This is a genomic window from Streptomyces sp. NPDC055103, from assembly GCF_053607625.1.
This window is the reverse complement of sequence record NZ_JBSGTX010000003.1, coordinates 13,919-30,101: the sequence shown is the minus strand read 5'-3', so window position 1 is coordinate 30,101 and position 16,183 is coordinate 13,919. Positions and strand designations below refer to the sequence as shown.

General features: G+C 70.9%; 16 protein-coding genes, 1 tRNA gene and 2 pseudogenes. 5 read left to right on the top strand and 14 right to left on the bottom strand.

Features of this window, described 5'->3' with window-relative positions:
• Positions 1-335 precede the first annotated feature (335 nt).
• Complete coding sequence (locus tag ACWFR1_RS03185) at positions 336-2,396, top strand: GDSL-type esterase/lipase family protein (RefSeq protein WP_453545847.1); 2,061 nt, start codon at positions 336-338, stop codon at positions 2,394-2,396.
• Between the two features lie 75 nt (positions 2,397-2,471).
• On the opposite strand, the gene ACWFR1_RS03180 is transcribed toward ACWFR1_RS03185, so the two are convergent.
• Entirely contained in the window at positions 2,472-3,329 is an 858-nt protein-coding gene (locus tag ACWFR1_RS03180; RefSeq protein WP_453545845.1) for a LysR family transcriptional regulator, read from the bottom strand.
• 192 nt (positions 3,330-3,521) lie between these two features.
• Here ACWFR1_RS03180 and ACWFR1_RS03175 point away from each other — a divergent pair.
• Positions 3,522-4,406: pseudogene (locus ACWFR1_RS03175) on the top strand (EamA family transporter); the annotation flags it as partial.
• A 171-nt stretch (positions 4,407-4,577) separates the two neighbouring features.
• Positions 4,578-4,955: a VOC family protein gene (locus ACWFR1_RS03170; protein WP_453545842.1), complete on the top strand. Its 378-nt coding sequence runs from the start codon at positions 4,578-4,580 to the stop codon at positions 4,953-4,955.
• Between the two features lie 56 nt (positions 4,956-5,011).
• Here the strand turns inward: ACWFR1_RS03170 and ACWFR1_RS03165 are convergent, their stop codons facing one another.
• Positions 5,012-5,215 (bottom strand): hypothetical protein, encoded by a 204-nt coding sequence (locus ACWFR1_RS03165; protein WP_453545840.1) that lies wholly within the window; start codon positions 5,213-5,215, stop codon positions 5,012-5,014.
• Entirely contained in the window at positions 5,212-5,574 is a 363-nt protein-coding gene (locus ACWFR1_RS03160; RefSeq protein WP_453545837.1) for a hypothetical protein, read from the bottom strand. The genes ACWFR1_RS03165 and ACWFR1_RS03160 overlap by 4 nt, the downstream gene beginning before the upstream one ends.
• Positions 5,575-5,745: 171 nt before the next feature.
• Between ACWFR1_RS03160 and ACWFR1_RS03155 the strand changes: the two genes are divergently transcribed.
• Positions 5,746-6,003 carry a GntR family transcriptional regulator gene (locus ACWFR1_RS03155; RefSeq protein WP_453545835.1) on the top strand — a complete coding sequence of 86 codons (258 nt, stop codon included), beginning with the start codon at positions 5,746-5,748 and terminating at the stop codon, positions 6,001-6,003.
• A gap of 240 nt (positions 6,004-6,243) precedes the next feature.
• Here the strand turns inward: ACWFR1_RS03155 and ACWFR1_RS03150 are convergent, their stop codons facing one another.
• The 10 genes and pseudogenes from ACWFR1_RS03150 to ACWFR1_RS03105 form a co-directional block, all read right to left on the bottom strand.
• On the bottom strand, positions 6,244-6,453 hold the full coding sequence (locus ACWFR1_RS03150) for a DUF397 domain-containing protein (protein ID WP_453545832.1): 210 nt from the start codon (positions 6,451-6,453) through the stop codon (positions 6,244-6,246).
• 415 nt (positions 6,454-6,868) lie between these two features.
• Positions 6,869-7,081, bottom strand: a complete 213-nt coding sequence (locus tag ACWFR1_RS03145) for a hypothetical protein (RefSeq protein ID WP_453545830.1) — start codon at positions 7,079-7,081, stop codon at positions 6,869-6,871.
• A gap of 60 nt (positions 7,082-7,141) precedes the next feature.
• The gene (locus ACWFR1_RS03140; protein WP_453545828.1) at positions 7,142-7,975 is read right to left on the bottom strand and encodes a helix-turn-helix domain-containing protein; all 834 of its coding nucleotides are present in this window, start codon (positions 7,973-7,975) and stop codon (positions 7,142-7,144) included.
• Positions 7,972-8,490 carry a DUF6879 family protein gene (locus tag ACWFR1_RS03135; protein ID WP_453545827.1) on the bottom strand — a complete coding sequence of 173 codons (519 nt, stop codon included), beginning with the start codon at positions 8,488-8,490 and terminating at the stop codon, positions 7,972-7,974. The genes ACWFR1_RS03140 and ACWFR1_RS03135 overlap by 4 nt, the downstream gene beginning before the upstream one ends.
• Positions 8,483-8,677, bottom strand: coding sequence for a hypothetical protein (locus ACWFR1_RS03130; protein ID WP_453545825.1), 195 nt, complete (start codon positions 8,675-8,677; stop codon positions 8,483-8,485). The genes ACWFR1_RS03135 and ACWFR1_RS03130 overlap by 8 nt, the downstream gene beginning before the upstream one ends.
• Before the next feature lie 1,233 nt (positions 8,678-9,910).
• Entirely contained in the window at positions 9,911-10,264 is a 354-nt protein-coding gene (locus tag ACWFR1_RS03125; RefSeq protein ID WP_453545823.1) for an HNH endonuclease, read from the bottom strand.
• Between the two features lie 42 nt (positions 10,265-10,306).
• Positions 10,307-10,379, bottom strand: a tRNA-Leu gene (locus ACWFR1_RS03120).
• Positions 10,344-10,718, bottom strand: coding sequence for a hypothetical protein (locus ACWFR1_RS03115; RefSeq protein WP_453546229.1), 375 nt, complete (start codon positions 10,716-10,718; stop codon positions 10,344-10,346). The genes ACWFR1_RS03120 and ACWFR1_RS03115 overlap by 36 nt, the downstream gene beginning before the upstream one ends.
• Positions 10,719-10,720: 2 nt before the next feature.
• A pseudogene (locus ACWFR1_RS03110) lies at positions 10,721-10,786 on the bottom strand (hypothetical protein); the annotation flags it as partial.
• Between the two features lie 130 nt (positions 10,787-10,916).
• Positions 10,917-11,708, bottom strand: coding sequence for a recombinase family protein (locus tag ACWFR1_RS03105; RefSeq protein WP_453545821.1), 792 nt, complete (start codon positions 11,706-11,708; stop codon positions 10,917-10,919).
• A gap of 330 nt (positions 11,709-12,038) precedes the next feature.
• On the opposite strand from ACWFR1_RS03105, the gene ACWFR1_RS03100 reads away from it, so the two are divergent.
• Positions 12,039-12,221, top strand: coding sequence for a DUF1272 domain-containing protein (locus ACWFR1_RS03100; RefSeq protein ID WP_453545819.1), 183 nt, complete (start codon positions 12,039-12,041; stop codon positions 12,219-12,221).
• A 79-nt stretch (positions 12,222-12,300) separates the two neighbouring features.
• Here the strand turns inward: ACWFR1_RS03100 and ACWFR1_RS03095 are convergent, their stop codons facing one another.
• Entirely contained in the window at positions 12,301-16,182 is a 3,882-nt protein-coding gene (locus tag ACWFR1_RS03095; RefSeq protein ID WP_453545817.1) for a hypothetical protein, read from the bottom strand.
• Position 16,183: the final 1 nt, after the last annotated feature.

Genomic DNA, 16,183 nt, shown 5'->3' with positions numbered 1-16,183 from the left:
CCTGCTGATGCCATGAGGTTGGTCACCCCTGGCGGTTCCAAAGGCTCATGAATTCGGGCATCCTTCGTCTTTCGCTCGAATCCGGAGTGGGGATTTCGGCGGGGCTCGGAGTTCCCTGTGAGAATCCTTTGACCGTTCGTCCCGGGCGTGGCATGTTGTCCAGGCGCGCCCGCGCTACGGGCGAATCCCTTTCGGAATCAGCTCGTGGAAGCATGGGCGAATTCCGATGGCGGAATCGTTGAGGCGAGACTCCGGGGCCCGCTCCGGAAGTCGGGCTGCGGTCGAAGCCACCCCTTTCTCGACAAGTTCTCTGTTCGCATCGGAGCGTTCCCGTCATGACCACCGCACCCGTACAGGAATCCGTGACGGACGGTCCGAACGGACCGCGCATCCTTGTTCTGGGTGACTCGACCGCCGCGGTGAATCCCCAGCAGCGTCCCTTGCAGGGCTGGGGCCAGGCGCTTACCGAGGTGCTCGCCGGGCACATCGAGGTGCGTAACTACGCGCTGTACAACGCTTCGAGCCGCAGCTTCTACACCCATCCCTTCATCCGCGTTCTCAACGAGGCGCGGCGGGGCGACATCGCGCTCATCTCCTTCGGGCACAACGACCAGAACATGATGGAGCCCGACAAGTACACGAGCCCCGAGGAATACCGGGCGTATCTGGAGCTGTTCGCGCAGACGCTGCGGGAGCTCGGGGTGTCGCCGGTGTTCGTGACGTCGCTGGCGCGGGGGACCTTCCACGCGGACGGGCGGGTGGCCAACGGGCTGCGCGAGCGCGCCGACCTCATGGTCAAGACCGCCGCCGACACGGACGTGCCGCTGGTGGACCTCAACCGGTGGTCCGCGGAGCTGTGGCAGGACCTCGGCCCGACGGCGGCCGTGCGGCTGCTGGGCTGGCTCGAACCGGGCGAGCACCCCGCGCACCCGCAGGGCAAGCGGGACTGGACCCACCTCAACGCCCGCGGCGCGGAGGCCACGGCCGCCTGGCTGCTGGCCCAGCTCGTCGAGCACGACCTGCTCGCCCCTGCCGACCTCCCGCAGCGAGCGGTGGACGCCGTCCTCAGCGAGGACGAGACCGACGCCTTGAAGAGCGCGAGCGCCGAGCGGGAAGCCCGGCTGGTCGAGGCCGAAGCGTGGCTGGGCAGGCGGCCGGAGCCGCAGCCGGAGTCGGCGCCGGAGCAGGAGGCGGAGTCGGAGTCGGAAGCGCAGCCTCAGCTTCAGCCGGTGCCTCAGCTGGAGACGCAGTCGCAGCCCGAGCCGCAGTCGCAGCGCAAGCGGCAGTGGCCGTGGCGCGCCCAGTCCAAGCCTCAGTCCCAGCCCCAGCCCCAGGCGCAGATTCCGCCGCAGTCCCAGCCGCTGCCCGAGCCCCAGCCCGAGCCCGTCGCTCCGAAGCCGGTGACGATCACGGCCCCGCGCGCGAACGCGATCGTCGGCCCGCTCGTCGCCCTGACCGGCGCCTGCCCGCCGGAGACGGACGCCCTCTACTTCTTCGTCGGCACCCGCTGCGTGGGAACCACGCCCCCCGGCCCGAACGGCGTCTGGAACTGGCGCCGCGAGAGCGGCTGGCCGGCCGGTGAGAACACCCTGGTCGTCGCCGCGGGACGCGGCGAGGACCTCACCAACACCGCGACCGTCACCTTCGACGTGGTCACCCACGTCGAACCCCCTGTCATCGAAACGCCGCTGGACGGCTCGTACACCCACCCCCGGCCCGAGTTCCGCGGCACCGCCCAGAAGGGCGTGCGCGCCGTCCACCTGCTCGACGACGGCGTCCGCGTCGGCGAGTCCCCCGTGGACGCCGACGGCAAGTGGAGCTGGAGCCCGCCGCAGACCTGGTCCGCCGGTCCCCGCAGGATCGACGCCGTCGCCTGGGTCGCCAGCAACCACTCCGAGCCCGCGACCGTACGGATCCAGGTGCACGGGATACCCGCCGGGCACACCGCCGAGCAGCTGCGCCGGCAGGCCGACGCGCCCTTCACCGAAGGCACCCACCGTCCCCCGCTGCTGATCTCGAGCCAGAAGGCCGCCCCCGCGTGCGACCGCCTGGGGACCTCCGAGGACTTCCCCGCCGCGGCCTGGGCGCCCATCACCTTCACCGTGCCGTCGTCCGGTGCCGCCTACGTCACCATCTCCGCGGCCCTGCACACCACGGCCGGCGCCACCGCCACCGTGTGGGCGCTGTGGCGGGCCAGCGGCGGGTACACCCCGGAGAGTCCCGCCCGCGGACTCTCCGCCCACGGCCCCAGCCGCGTCTACGCCTCCCGCCGTCACCTGCTCGCCGGCATGAAGCCCGGCGAACGCGTCACGATCACGCCGCAGTGGAACATCAACGCCGGGACGCAGGCCCAGGTCCACTTCAGCGGCGGCCAGCTCCTCGTCGAGCCGGCCTGACCGCCTGACCCCTGGCGTGACTCCCCCCGCCCGGGCGGGAGCCCGGATCCGCTCGGCGAACCGACCCGGTTTCCGTCAGTCCCCGCTGACGATCTCGCGGGCCATCGCGACCAGCGCGCCCGTCGCCGGGTGCGCGAAGGCGTCCCGCCAGGCGAGGACCACCGGCAGCGGCGGCGCGTCGGACAGCGGGCGGTAGGCGACGCCCGGGTGCGGGTGGAGCGCGGCCGTCGAGGCGGAGGAGACGCCGGTGCCGCGGCCCGCGGCGATCGCGGTGAGCCAGTCGTCGGTGTTGGCGACGGTCAGCGTGGCCGCCGGGCGGGCGCCGGCCGGCCAGAGCGCGAGCGTGGTCGTACCCGAGACGGTGTTGAGGACGATCGTCTCGGCGGCCAGGTCCCCGAGGGCGAGGCGGGGGTGGTCGGCGAGCGGGCTGTCGGCGGGCAGCGCGGCGACCCGTTCCTCCGTGGCGAGCTCCTCGGTGACGAGGCCGGGCGCGTCGACCGGGCCCCTGAGCAGCGCCGCGTCGACCTCGCCGCGGGCGAGCCCGGCCGTGCGGTCGTCGATGCGGAGGAGTTCGAGCGGGGTTTCGGGGTGTCGGCGCTGCCAGCGCCTGAGCAGGGGAGTGGTGTACGGGCCGAAGGCCGACCAGGCGTGCCCGAGGCGCAGGGGGCGGTGCCGGAGCCTGGCCGGGTCGACGGCGGCGTCGAAGGCGGCGAGGGCCGCGGCCGCCCTGTCCCGGAAGGCGATGCCCTCGGCGGTGAGGGCGAGGTGGTGGGTGGAGCGGTCGACGAGCCGGGCGCCGAGGTGGTGTTCGAGCGCGGCGAGCGTGCGGGAGACGGCCGGCTGGGTGAGGTGGAGCCGGGCGGCCGCCCTGGTCAGGCTGGATTCCTCGGTGATGGCGAGGAAGCAGCGGAGGTGGCGTAGCTCGATGCTCATGTCTCTGGAGCATAACCGCAGCGCAATCGGCATTTCCGGTGCCGCGCGGGGGCTCGTAGCGTGAGAGGGGGATCCTGGCGGGAGTACGACGTGAGTGCATTCTGTTGGACTTGACGTACAGTTCAATGAACTAATGGTCGTGTGGAGGAGCAGACGGTGAACAGTGCGGGCAAGGACGTGACGCCGGTCGCCGTGACCGTCGAGCCCCCGGGGGCTCCCGCGCGGGGGAGTGCGCGCCGGCATCTCGGGCCCGTCGCCCTCGTCGTCGCGGGCGGACTCTCCGTACAGTTCGGCTCCGCCGTCGCCGTTCTCCTCATGCCCCGCGCCGGGGCCCTCGGCGTCGTCACCCTGCGGCTCGCACTCGCCGCCGTCGTCCTGCTGGCCGTCTGCCGGCCCAAGGTCCGCGGCTACAGCCGCTCCGACTGGGGAACCGTCGTCGCCTTCGGTACGGCCATGGCGGGCATGAACATCCTCTTCTACCAGGCCGCCGACCGGATCCCGCTGGGCGCCGCCGTGACCCTGGAGGTCCTCGGCCCGCTGATCCTCTCCGTGGTCGCCTCGCGCCGGCTGACGAACGTCCTCTGGGCCGGACTCGCCCTCGGCGGCGTCGTGCTGCTCAGCGGTGGCGGCTTCGACCGCCTCGACCCCGTCGGCGCCGCCTTCGCGCTCGCCGCGGGGGCGATGTGGGCCGCGTACATCGTCTTCAGCGCCCGCACGGGCCGCCGCTTCCCGCAGGCCGACGGGCTCGCGCTCGCCATGGCCTTCGGCGCCGTCCTCAGCCTGCCGCTGGGCATCGCGGAGGCGGGCGACAAGCTTCTCGTACCGTCGACGGTCCTGCTCGGCCTCGGGGTCGCGCTGATGTCGTCCGTCCTGCCGTACACCCTCGAACTCCTCGCCCTGCGCCGCCTGCCCGCGCCCACCTTCGCGATCCTGATGAGCCTGGAACCGGCCATCGCGGCGGCGGCCGGCTTCCTCATCCTCAGCCAGGCGCTCTCCGCGACCGACGCACTGGCCATCGCCCTGGTCATCGCGGCGAGCATGGGCGCGGTCCGCACCCAGGTCCGAGCGGCCAGGCGAGAGGCGGCGAGGGCGGCAGAGGTCGCGGCAGACGCGGAGCGGGCCGCCGAGGGGACGGCAGGGACGGAGGCCGAGGGGACGGCAGGGGTGGCGGCTCAGGGAAAGGCAGAGACGGCGGTCGATGGGGCCGCCAAGCGCGGCACCGAGCGGGTCGCCGCTTAGAATCCGCGCGTGATCGCCGACCTGCAGTGCCTCGTGATCGACTGTTCCGCGCCCCGCGAGCTCGCGGGGTTCTACCGCTCCCTCCTCGGCGGGGAGGTCGACCGGCCGGATCCCCGCTGGTCCCTCGATGACGCCTGGTCCACCCTGCACACCCCCGGCGGGCTCGTGCTCTGCTTCCAGGGCGTCGCCGACCACCGCCCGCCGACGTGGCCGGACCCCGAACGCCCCCAGCAGTCCCACCTCGACTTCGGCGTCGCGGACCTGGACAGGGCCCAGGAACAGGTCCTCGCCCACGGCGCGACCGTCCTGGACGAGGGGGACGGCAGGCGTAGCTGGCGGGTGTACGCCGACCCTGCCGGGCACCCGTTCTGCCTGGTCCGGCACTGAGCCGGAGGCCCCGCACGGCACTTGGCCGCACGGGGCGTTTTCGTGTCTGCGAGGGGCTACACGTCCCGCTCAAGCTCTCCGGGCATCGGACCGGGGGCGAGTTCCTCCCAGTGATCGGGGCACGCGTAGAGGGTGGTTCCGGGGCCGCTGTTGCTTTGGATCCAGCGGACGGGGACCGGGGTCTCCGTGAGCGTGTGGCACTTGACGCAGAGCGCGACGTTCACGCGGGGCAGCGGGTTCGTCAGTCCATCGCGGGTCATGCGGTCACCGCCACGGCGAGATCGGCGAGGGCTTGGAACTGGTCCCCCTCGTATCCGTACGGCCAGTCCACGCCGAGTGTGGCGAGGGCGGCAGCACGTCGCCGCTCGCAGACCACACGGAGTTCCATCGTGTCGTCCATGCGGCAGTACGGACGGATGAGTGAGACGTCTTCGCCGCGCAGTGGGGTGTAGAGCGCTCGGACGTGCTCGGGGGTCGGCGTCGGCCACGGTTTCGTCCACGGAGCGACGGGGAGGCGCTCGGCCTGGTCGTCGAGGAAGGCGGCGGAGTGGCGTCCGGGCCGGCGAGGGGCGAGGACGGACAGCACCCAGGAAAGGGTGCGGGCGATAGCATCGCGCATGGTCGTTCAGCTCCCAAAAGCTGTTCGGCAGAGCCCCGGCGGACCGGTCCTAAGCGGTCTGTCGGGGCGCTTTCGTTCGCCGACGCTAGCGATGTTGTATATCCCTGTCCATAGCAAGGGGTATACAGGTGCCTCTATGTATCTATGAGGGTGAATAAGTACTGTCCGTCCGTGATTGAGTTCGACCCCACCCGCCCAAAGTGGCAGCAGATCGCGGACACCCTGCGCCGCCGCATCGCCAGTGGTGAATACCCGCCGAGCCATCTGGTGTCCGAAGTGCAGTTGGAAGCCGAGTTCGGCGTGGCCCGAACCACGATCCGCAAGGCCACCGCGGCACTGCGGGAAGACGGGCTCATCGTCACGACCCCCGGCATGGGCTCTTTCGTCCGCGACAGCAGCCGCGAAGTACAGCACCAGGACGACGAGTAGCCCCGCCCACGGAGCCGTGAGGCCGCGCGGACGGGGCGATTGGGGTGGTCCGGCTCAGTGCTGGCGCGGCCGGAACGGGGTACGGGTGGCGACGCTGTGCCACCACCGCATCCCTCGGCAGGCGGGAGGGGTGATCCCGAAGTGGGTCCCGCACCGCGCACACCATGGCAACCCGTTCTCCGGGTCGTTGGGGCACTCGGACTCACAGCGGGGGCACTTCGGCACGGGACGGACCTGCTCTCAGGCGCTCACGTCGTACTCGCCGGCCTTCACAGCGGCCGTCAGGTCCGCCCACTGCGCCGCCGTCATCGTGACGATGGTGTCCGGCCGGTCGCTGTCGCGCAACGCGACGATCCCCGGAACGTTGGTCGCGACCTCGGGGCAGTTGTTCACTTGCGCGTCACGGCAAGCGGCCGTCTTGACGAAGGAGAATTCCGGCTGTCGCGTCATGGTGCGTGTCCCTTCGGCGGAACGAACGGGGAAGCGGTCCCCGGGCCGGTCCTGCGTACCCGTCCCGTCCGTACGCATCGGCGTCAGCACGGAAGGGACGGGAGTCTGTGCGGTACGCGCCTCTGACCAGTGGTTGACGTGCTCGCACCTGGGGCACGCGTAGAGGCCGTTCACGCCGCGAACGCGGCATCTGCACCGCTGGCATTCCTGCACGGTGATCACGCTGCCGATCACCGGCCCCCGCAACGGCACGGGGACGGATGGGTACGCAGCGCTGCCGTGTCCGGACCGGACGGGATGCGGACGACACCGGAGCGGGTGTCGATGGCTCCTCCGTACCGCGTCCACCAGCCCTCGGGCGAAGCCGCGTACGGCCCGTCAGCGTCATCGATCGGGTTGATCGGCTTCGGGGCGGTCACTGTGAGGCCCCGTGCTCGGTGCTGTGCGGGTCCTTGCAGCCGAGGTGCCGGTAGGTGACGGTCTGCGAGCCGGACCCCGTGCCGAGGGTGGCCCGGCGGCATGGCTCCGACGAGGTGATCGGCTGCTCGCACCTGACGCAGCGGTGACCGCTCGGCACGTACGTCGTGTACTCGTCCCTGCTGGTGTCGACCGCAGCCTTCGTGGCCATGGCGCCGCTCCCTCGCTCAACCTGTGATGGGTAGAGCGTCGCCGTCCCAGGGGTGCGCTTCTAGCCCGTTTCCCGTTGCCGCAAAAGCTCGTCCCGGGTGCGGGTGATCAGGGCGCGCATCTCGTCGCCCTCAAGGGCATGAGCGGCGAACCCGTCGAACTTCGCGACGTACAGAGCGACGTCCCGCGGGTCCGTGACGATCACTTCGGCATGGACGGTCTCCACGGTCACGGCCCTGTCGTCCCGGACGACGAAGGCGTGATTGGGGATGTCGTGCTTCGGGCCGGCGAGCGGAACCACCCGCAGATCCACATGAGGGATACGCGACACGGAGACGAGCCGGTCCAACTGCCCCGCCATGACCAGCGGGGGCACGATGAGCCACGACAGCACCGGTTCAGTGATCACGAAACGCAGAGTCTTGCTGCCGTCGTACAGGACTTCCTGCCGCTCGATCCTCGCGCTCACGGTCTCTCGAACCGTGGCCTCCGTCAGGTCCTTGTGGCGGGACAGGATCGCCCGCATGTACTCCGGGGTCTGGAGGAGCCCAGGGACGAGCGCGGGCTGGAACAGTCGAAGCGTGCCCATGTCGGCGTCGACGGCCTTGAGCTTCCGCTGTGCCTTGTGCAGCCCCGCGCGCTGGATCAGACGCCACGCCTTGGCCTCGGTGGCGACGGCACGGGCCGCGTCCATGTACTCGGCCTTCACCTGGTCGGACACGCCGATCGCGGTGAGGATGCGCTCGACGTCGTCGGCGCTGGGGCTCAGCTTCCCCGTCTCGATCTTGCTGAACTTGCTCTGTGACATGACGGCACCGCGGGCCACCACCTTCGCCTCCTTGCCGGAGGCGTCACGTAGTGCCCGCAGTGCCGCGCCGAGCTCCGAACGGTTCACGTCTCGTGCTTCGCCCACCAGTCGGCGAAGCGAACGGCGTGCGCCAGAGCCGTATCCCGATAGGTGACGTACTCGGGGCCCCGGTCATCGGCCAGCACGTCCGCCCCGAGGAAGCCGCCCGCTTCGTCGTACCGTATGGGGGCGGCGACGGTGTCGTCGAACAGCCAGAAGTCTCCGACGCCCGGCGGCAGCGGACTCGGCTGCTCCGTCACGTCCAGGATGAAGAACTCCTCGCCGGCCGTGGCGTTCGTGACGTAGCCCCATCCGAGCTCGAAGCGCAGATACGGGGTGAGGGGCCGGGCGAGCACGTGCACCCGGTACATCCGCCGCCCGGCGGTGGTGTGCGTCCGTACGTCGGCAAGCCAGTCGGCGTTGTAGTCGTCGGGCTTGGGCAGACCGTCCAGGTACATCCGGTACGCGTCCACGCTGCCAGATCGGCTGTAGTCGGCGAGGGTTTCCAGCCGGAACGCCTCTCGCTGGAACGAGCCGAAGAGATCTCCGAGGGTCCTAGTCACTGAGCTGGGCTCCGAACGCCTCTCGGATCAGGTCCATGGGGATCTCCACGAGGGTTTCGTGAGCGGGAATCGAGAGCCCGTGGTCCGTGGGCGTCTCGCCCTGCACGAGGATCGTTCCCCGGTCCGTCTTGTAGATGGTGGGGCAGTCGGACTTGTCGCACGTCGTGGCGAGCATGGTCACCTTCATGCACGTTCCCTTCCCGAAGTTCCCTGTCCTGTCTAATCGTTGCCTTGCACTGCAGTGCGCAGCAAGGGGTTCCGATTTCCAAGACGGGAAACCGGGCGCCTTGCTCCGCGCAAAAGCTGTAATCAGCCATGCGAGTTTTTTGCCTCCCTGCCGAGCAATCTCGGGAGGGGTAGGGGGTCACCCCCTGTTCAGTACGGCGGACGCTCCGCTTCGCGCTGAGAGCGACGCTCGGCAACCCATCCGCCCGGTTGATGCTTCGCGGTCTCTCGGTTGTGGCACGACGTGCACAGCGGACGCAGCCGCGACCACGCATCGGGATCGGGCACGCCACGCGACCAGCGAGCGACGTGACTCCGGGAAGTGGTCAGCCACCGCCGCTGGCTTCGTACACAGCACGCACCACGGATGGGCGTAGAGGTAGCGGCGCCGGATGTTCGGCCACCGTCGCCCGTACGCGCTCGTCCCTGGTGTCTCCCGTAGTGCGTTCGCCTCACGCTCGTGTGCGGCACAGCGTCCGCCACGGGCGGTCAGTTCGGGGCACGCGGGTACCGAGCACGGGGGGCGGGGCCGTCGGGGCATGGGCAATCATCTCCCCTCCCATGGATGGACGTTGCGGTGTGTTTCCTCTCCGGCTCTTTGCCTCCATGTCCCATGACTGAGCGGATGACACAGAACATGTTCCAAAGGTCGTGGTGCAGCATGTACGCATGTCGCGCACCCACGATGACCCGCACCCACAGTTCGAACTACTGGCAAGCCCAGCACACTTGACTGTTCAGTGGGCCCCGGCGTGAGTCGTCGGTGAACTAAAGACCCGTACTGGTCGGCAGCGGGACTACCGGTGAGCTGTAGTCCTCACCCTGTCTGACGTGGTGGGCTCACAATCAACCGCTTGTTGGGCCCTACGTTCCGCAGAGCTGAACCACTGCACGCCCCTGCGCAAACTGTTTGCCCCCTGCACGCCTTACGGCGCAGCGGGCGGTGTTAGTTGACTCCTCACAGGAGCGGCAACCAGCCCACCGAGATTTCGATGAACGCACCCACATGCGAAAGGCAGCCATGACAACCGACGCCAAGACCCGACCCGTTTTCGAACTGCGGGCGGGACCGGTGCACTTGACCATTCAGCGCGTCCCGTCCTGGCTCGTCGCCGTGGTCACCACTGCTGGCGGGGTAGCCGGAACATGGTGGGCACAGCGGTAGGCGAGCCGGGATTGTTGCCGTACAGCACCTTCACGAAGTGCGGCACGATCCAGCGGCCCCGAACTCCGTCCGCGTCTTCAACCCATGACAGCCCCGGCACAGCACTTGAACATTGCCGTCCGTGTCGGTCCCTCCCATCGAGAGGGGCCGCACGTGGTCCACGTCCACCGCATCGGCGGGGAAGTCGTCTAGGCACCAGTCACACCAGGCCGAGCCCCGTCCGTCGATACGGCTCCGGAGCCGTGCAGCAGCATCGTTCCGGGCCGCTCGTCGTCGGCTCCGTGCTCGGCGAGTGCGGACGGTCGGCCGTCGCTCGTACGCCCCGTGGTGGGTCTTGCAGCGGCCCCGATGGGTCGCCGGCTCCGTGCAGTCGATACAGCGCATGGCGCCCCCTCGATGTCGTCGGCCTGGTCGTCGTTCTCTGCGTGCCCGCCCCCGGACTCGAACCGGGAACCTTCGCGGTCTAAGCGCGACGCCTCTTGCCGTTGGGCCGGCGGGCTTCGTCGTCCGCCTCTGCCCACTCGTCCGCCAGCGTGCGCCCGGTCGGCGTGACTTCCCGTGTCTCCGGTCGGGCCGGGGTTGCCTTCAGCATCGCCATGCGGTTGTCGAGGGCGTCCGCGCGTTCCTGCCAGGCCCGTTTTGCCGCGCTGGACTTCTGGCGGCCCTTCTCTTCCTGGTGCGCTTCGTACTCGGCGAGAGTCGCGGCGATCTCCGGAGCGGGGTCGTAGCCGGGTGTGACGATGGTGCGGCTGATGGGATCGGGCCGACCAGGGCGAGGAATTCGCGCTCTACGTACTCTTCGAACCAGTCCGCGCGGATCGCCACGGGTGCGGGGCACTTGATGCCCGTCAGGTGTGCAGTGCACTTGTAGCTTGCTGCTTGAACTCCCCTGGTCTTGTTGGACATGTGATACATGCGGCTGCCACAGCCGGCGCAGTGCGCGACCCGCAGCAGCTTGGACGCCTGGTCGCTGCGGCTGTGGGGCGTGCACCTCTCACGATGGGCCGCGAACGCCCTGCCCACCACGTCGAACTCCTCACGGGTGAGAACCGGCGTCGTGGTCACCATGACCGGCATCCCCTGCCCGTCCCGGACCGGCTTGCCGTCGTGCATCTTCCAGCCGATCAGAGCCGGGGACGTGATGAAGGAATCCCGCCTTCGGCATGTCCACGATCCTGTAGCCGTACGTCGGCCGTCCGCCCTTCCAGCGGTACGGCATCAGCCGCATAGCGGCCTGCGCGCCGGTCACCCGGTCCTTGATGCTCTGCGCCTCCACCTGGGCGGCGAAGGCGAGCATCATCATCATGAGTTCGGACGTGGGGTCCATCGGGTTGCGGAAGTCGAACACCAGCCGGCCCCCACCGATCCCTTCGGCGAAGACGAGCATCTTCCGGTGCTCCCTCGCCCAGCGGGCAAGGTCGTGCATGTCGGCCATGGACCGGACGGCACGGTCGAAGCGCCACCAAACGAGCGCGTCGAACTCGTCCGGCCGGGCGAGCCACTTGCCCAGCTCGGGGCGGTCGAAGGGGGTCACCCTGGACGCGGACACGTCCAGGTCCACCGCTTTGCGTGCTGCGTCCCCCTCTCCGAAATCGATCCCGAGCGCTGCGGCGGCCTGGTCGTCCGCGTCGCGCTGCCGCTCGGGGCTGGTGGTCTCGTCGGTCCAGACGGACAGCCGGACGACGCGTACGCCGCGCAGGCTGTCCGGCTCGACCGTTACGGGCTGTCTGCGATCTGTCCCCACGCTGGCTGTAGAGAGCGGGAAGATCCCGCGTCCCTCCGCAGTCGAGAGCCCACCGTCATGCCCCTCTGTGTGCCGTTCCTCCATGCTCCCCGTAGGGCCGGACGAGTTCCCGCTTCCGTCCGCCTCGCGTTTCGTCCTCACAGTCTCTATAGGGGACAACGGATTCCCGCGAGCCCTCACACGCTCGCTGACCTGCGCAGATGCTGCCATGACCGGCACGCCTCCAGAACGGTGGTTCCGGAGCGATCGGAGACCCTGCCGGGCACCCGTTCTGCCTGGTCCGGCACTGAGCCGGAGGCCCCGCGAGCCGGTGGCCCGATCCTTTCGATCTTTGTCTTCCGGCCTGTTTCGGAGGCACGGGGCGGCCTCGGAGGATGAGGGGGAACCGGACGTACGAAGAGGGGGGAGCCGATCATGGCCCTGGAGATGCGAGACCGCTGTGAGCGCTGTGAGACGGCGACTCTGACCGTGGACGGACCGGCCCGGATCTGCACGTACGAGTGCAGCTTCTGCGTACCGTGCGCCGACGCGATGAACGACGTCTGCCCCAACTGCGGCGGCGAACTCGTCCCCCGCCCGCGCCGGGCCCTCCGCTAGGCCCTCGGCCAGGACCTCGGCCAGGACCTCGGCCAGGACCGATCCCCCGGCTTCCCTTCGCGGGTGAGGAGCCGACCGGTCAGCTTTCTCGCGGAAGAGCAGGGGGACTGACCGCAGCGGGCCGCTTCCTGGGCGGGGCGGGACGCGGCGCCGGAGGACGTGGTGCCGGAGGGGCCGGGGGCGGGGCGTCCGGTGCCGGTGGGCGTGGTGCTGGGGGACGCGGTGCCGGCGAGGTCGGGGGCGGGGCGTCCGGTGCCGGGGCGTCCGATGACGGCGGGCGTGGTGCCGGGGGGCCCGGTGCCGGTGGGCGGGGCTTGGGGATGGGTGGGCGTGGGGGCAGCATGTGGGTGTCGATGTAGTCGAGGACGGCCGCGTTCCACTCGCGCGTGGGCCAGGCCGACACCCACGCCCGTAACCGCCGGGCGACCCTCTCCCGCTCGGCCCGGTCGTACCCGCCTCTCAGGAGCACCGCGTGGCTGCGGGTGATGATCCCGTGGTGGTGGCGGAAGACCTGGGGGTCCATGGCGAAGGGCAGCGCCAGCCACCTACGGATGCAGTCGTCCGCCCAGGCCGCCCCGACCCCCGTACGGAAGTGCTGGGGCAGCGTCGACACGAGGGTGTCCAGCACACCGTTGACGTTCGACGACGGCCCGTGGCGCTCGGCGTGGTCCAGGCAGAGTTCGACGGTGCGGATCCAGTCGCGTGCCTCCTCCCACGTCGTGAGGTACGGCCCCAGCTGGAACGCCGTCCCCGCCATCCGCGGGATGAGGTCCTCGTTGTCGGGGTTGGCGCGGGCCCAGTCGAGCAGCGCCCGCAGGATCGTCGGGCTCATCAGCCGCTGGCGCAGCACCCACTTGCTGAAGTACGCGAAGTCCTGCTGCGGCGTGTGGAGGCCCACCCAGGTGTCGACCATGTCCCGCACCTCGGGAGAGGCGTCTCCGTGCGGCAGCTGCTTGAGAAGCGCGCCGAGGACGAACTGGGCCTCCGGGGTCGTGCCGTGGCTCCTGAGCCAGGCGAGGGCGGTGGCGATCGCCGTCCTCGTCGTGTCGGCGTCCAGGTCGACTCGGGAGAGCAGCGAGTTGAGGACGAACTGCGCCTCGGTGATGGCGCCGTGGTGCCTGAGCCAGACGAGGCCCGCGGCGATCGCCCTCTTCGCCGTCTCGGGGTCGAGGTCGGCGCGTGCCAGCAGGGGCCCGAGGACGAAGCCGACGTCCAGGGTGGTGGCGTGGGTGCCGAGCCAGGTGAGGCCGGTCGCGTTCGCCTTCGCCGCCGCGCCGGGGGCGACGTCGAGATCGGTCCGGGAGAGCAGGGGGTTGAGGACGAACTGGGCTTCCCGGGCCGTGGGGTGCGCGGCGAGCCAGGCGAGAGCGGTGGTGATCGCCACCCGTGCCGCGTCGGCGTCCAGGTCGGTACGGGGCAGGAGGCGGCTGTGGACGAACTGCGCTTCCTGCGCGGTCGTGTGGGTGGTGAGCCAGGTGAGGGCGGTGGTGATCGCCTTCGCCGCCGCGTCGGGGTCGAGGTCGGTACGGGACAGCAGCGGGCCCAGGACGAAGCTCGCCTGCCCGTTCTGCCCGTGCCGCGCGAGCCAGGACCACACCGTGGGCAGCAGGAGCCGGGCGCCCTCCTCGGGGAGGTGGTGGAGTCCCCGGTAGAGCAGGTGCCGGGCGACGATGCGGGTGCCGAAGTCCGCGAGCCAGGGGCCGACGACCTGCGGCCAGCAGTGGACCGCGGACACGGACCAGGGCGCGCCCGAGCAGACCGCGCCGAGGGCGTAGCTGCCGACGCCGGCGTCGAGGCGCAGGACGGCGCCGAGAGCCGCGGTGTGCTGGGTGAACCAGGTGTTCAGTACGGCGGAGACGGGCCCCGAACGGTCCGCGAGCGCCAGGTCGTTGACGAGCCGCCCGACGTTCAGCGCGGCGCGGCCCACCGCGCGGGGGCTCACGAGACACCCGGCGAGCAGGGCGTACGCCCCGGCGGTGTCCGGCGCCCCGTCCCGCTCGGGCAGGAGGACGGACTCGACGAGCTGGTCGGTGACGAGGTCGTGGGCGACGGTCAGCATGCCGTCGGGGTCGCTCTCCAGCCAGCCGAGGGAGAGGAGGGTGGCGACGACGTCCTCGGCGCGCGGTATCACTCCCTGCGGTATCACTCCCTGCGGTCCGGCTCCCTGCGGTCCGGCTCCCTGTGGTCCGGCTCCCTGCGGTCCGGTTCCTTGTGGTCCGGCTCCTTGTGGTCCGGCTCCCTGCGGTCCGGTTCCTTGTGGTCCGGCTCCTTGTGGTCCGGCTCCCTGTGGTCCGGCGAGTGCCGTGCCGTCCCCGGCCACCTCCGGTCCCCCCGCCGCCGCCGCCAGCGCCGCGCGTGCCGCCGTCGTCACTTCCTCGCGCGGCTGCGGGCACGCCGCCGTGGCAGCGGCGGCGGCCACGAGGGAGTGGGAGGCGCGCGCCGGTACGAAGGCATGGGTGCGGCCCGGCACGGCCAGGTCGTCCTCGCCGAGGCGGCTCTTCAGCCACCGGGGGATCTCCCCGCCCTCCCGCAGCCCCGTCGGCTCCGGCAGGGACAGGCCCGAGGTGACGCGCCGCTCCACCTCGCGCGCGACGAGCAGCGCGACGATCGGGCGGTGCCCGCAGATCTCCCGCATCCGCGCGATGCCGTAGTGCTCCGTCGCCGCGGGGGCGAGCGCGTGCAGGGCGTTGTCGGCGACCTGCTGCTGGAAGGCGTCGTCCTGGCGCAGCTCCACCTCGTCGAACAGGTCGTGCAGCTGCCCCCGGTTGGCCCTCCGCAGCCACCCGGGGCGTACGGACGCGAGGATCGCGACGGGGATGTCGCGGCGGCGCGCCGCCGGGATGAGCCGGTGCCGCAGCGCCGGCAGGTCGAGCTGCGACTCGTTGAGGTAGTCGACGACGACGAGGGCCGGGGTCTGCTCCGCGCAGACCTGCTCGGCGATGACCTCGGTGACGGAGCTGTCCTCGCCGGGCAGGACGTGCAGGACGCGCCAGCCCGCGTCGAGGGCGATCCGGCCCACCTCGATGCCGGCCCGGGTCTTTCCCGTGCCGGCCGCGCCCACGAGCAGGACGCCCCGGTCGCCCGAGCCGACGAGACGGACGAAGAGGTTGGCGGGCTCGGCCGGGTGGTCGGGTCCAGGTGAGACGAAGGAGAGCTGCTCGGAGGTGAGGTTCTTCTTGAAGTCACCGAAGCCGCTGACGAGTTCGTGCTGCGGGATGACCGCGCGCAGCACCGGCTCCGGCTCGGGTTCGGGCGGTTCGTCGCCGAGGGCGACGGGCCGGGGCTCGTACCGTACGCCACCGAGGAGGAGCTGGTGGCGGAGGTCCGGGTCGTCGAGGGCGTCAGCGATGGGCTCGGCCTCGGCGCCGGCGATCCCGGCGGCGGGCAGCCGGTGCGCCTGCACACCGATGAGGAGTCCACCGGTGGGGGTGAGGAACGCGGCGCCCGACATGCCCCGCCACGGGTCGGGGTCCTCCTCGCCCGGGGCCGGGAGGGGCGCGGTGGTCGTGTACTGGAGGTCGAGGTACCTCGACTTCATGTTGGAGCCCAGCAGGACGAACCCCTGGGCCTGCCGGCTGTCCCGCCGCCGCAGGCCCTCGATGCCGGGCTCCTTGGGACGGGTCGCGAAGGCCGGGAAACCGATCCCGATGAAGGGCACGCTGCCCGCGCCCGGCGGCAGGACGCCGAAGGACACCGCCTGGACGGTGTCCGCGGGGGCGTCGTCGAGGCGTAACAGGGCCAGGTCCCGGCCGTCCTTGCCGCGCCATACGGGCGTCGCCGCCAGCGCGATGTCGCCGCCGCCGAGGCGGACGGTGCACGTGCCGGGGCGCGGGTCCTCGCCGAAGAGGTGGTTCACGGTGAGGACGAGCCGGTTCGCTATGCGGTATCCGGAGCCGTACCCGATCGTGCCGTTCCCCGTGACGACGACCTCGGCCACCCGGGCCGTGTCGGGTACGGTCACG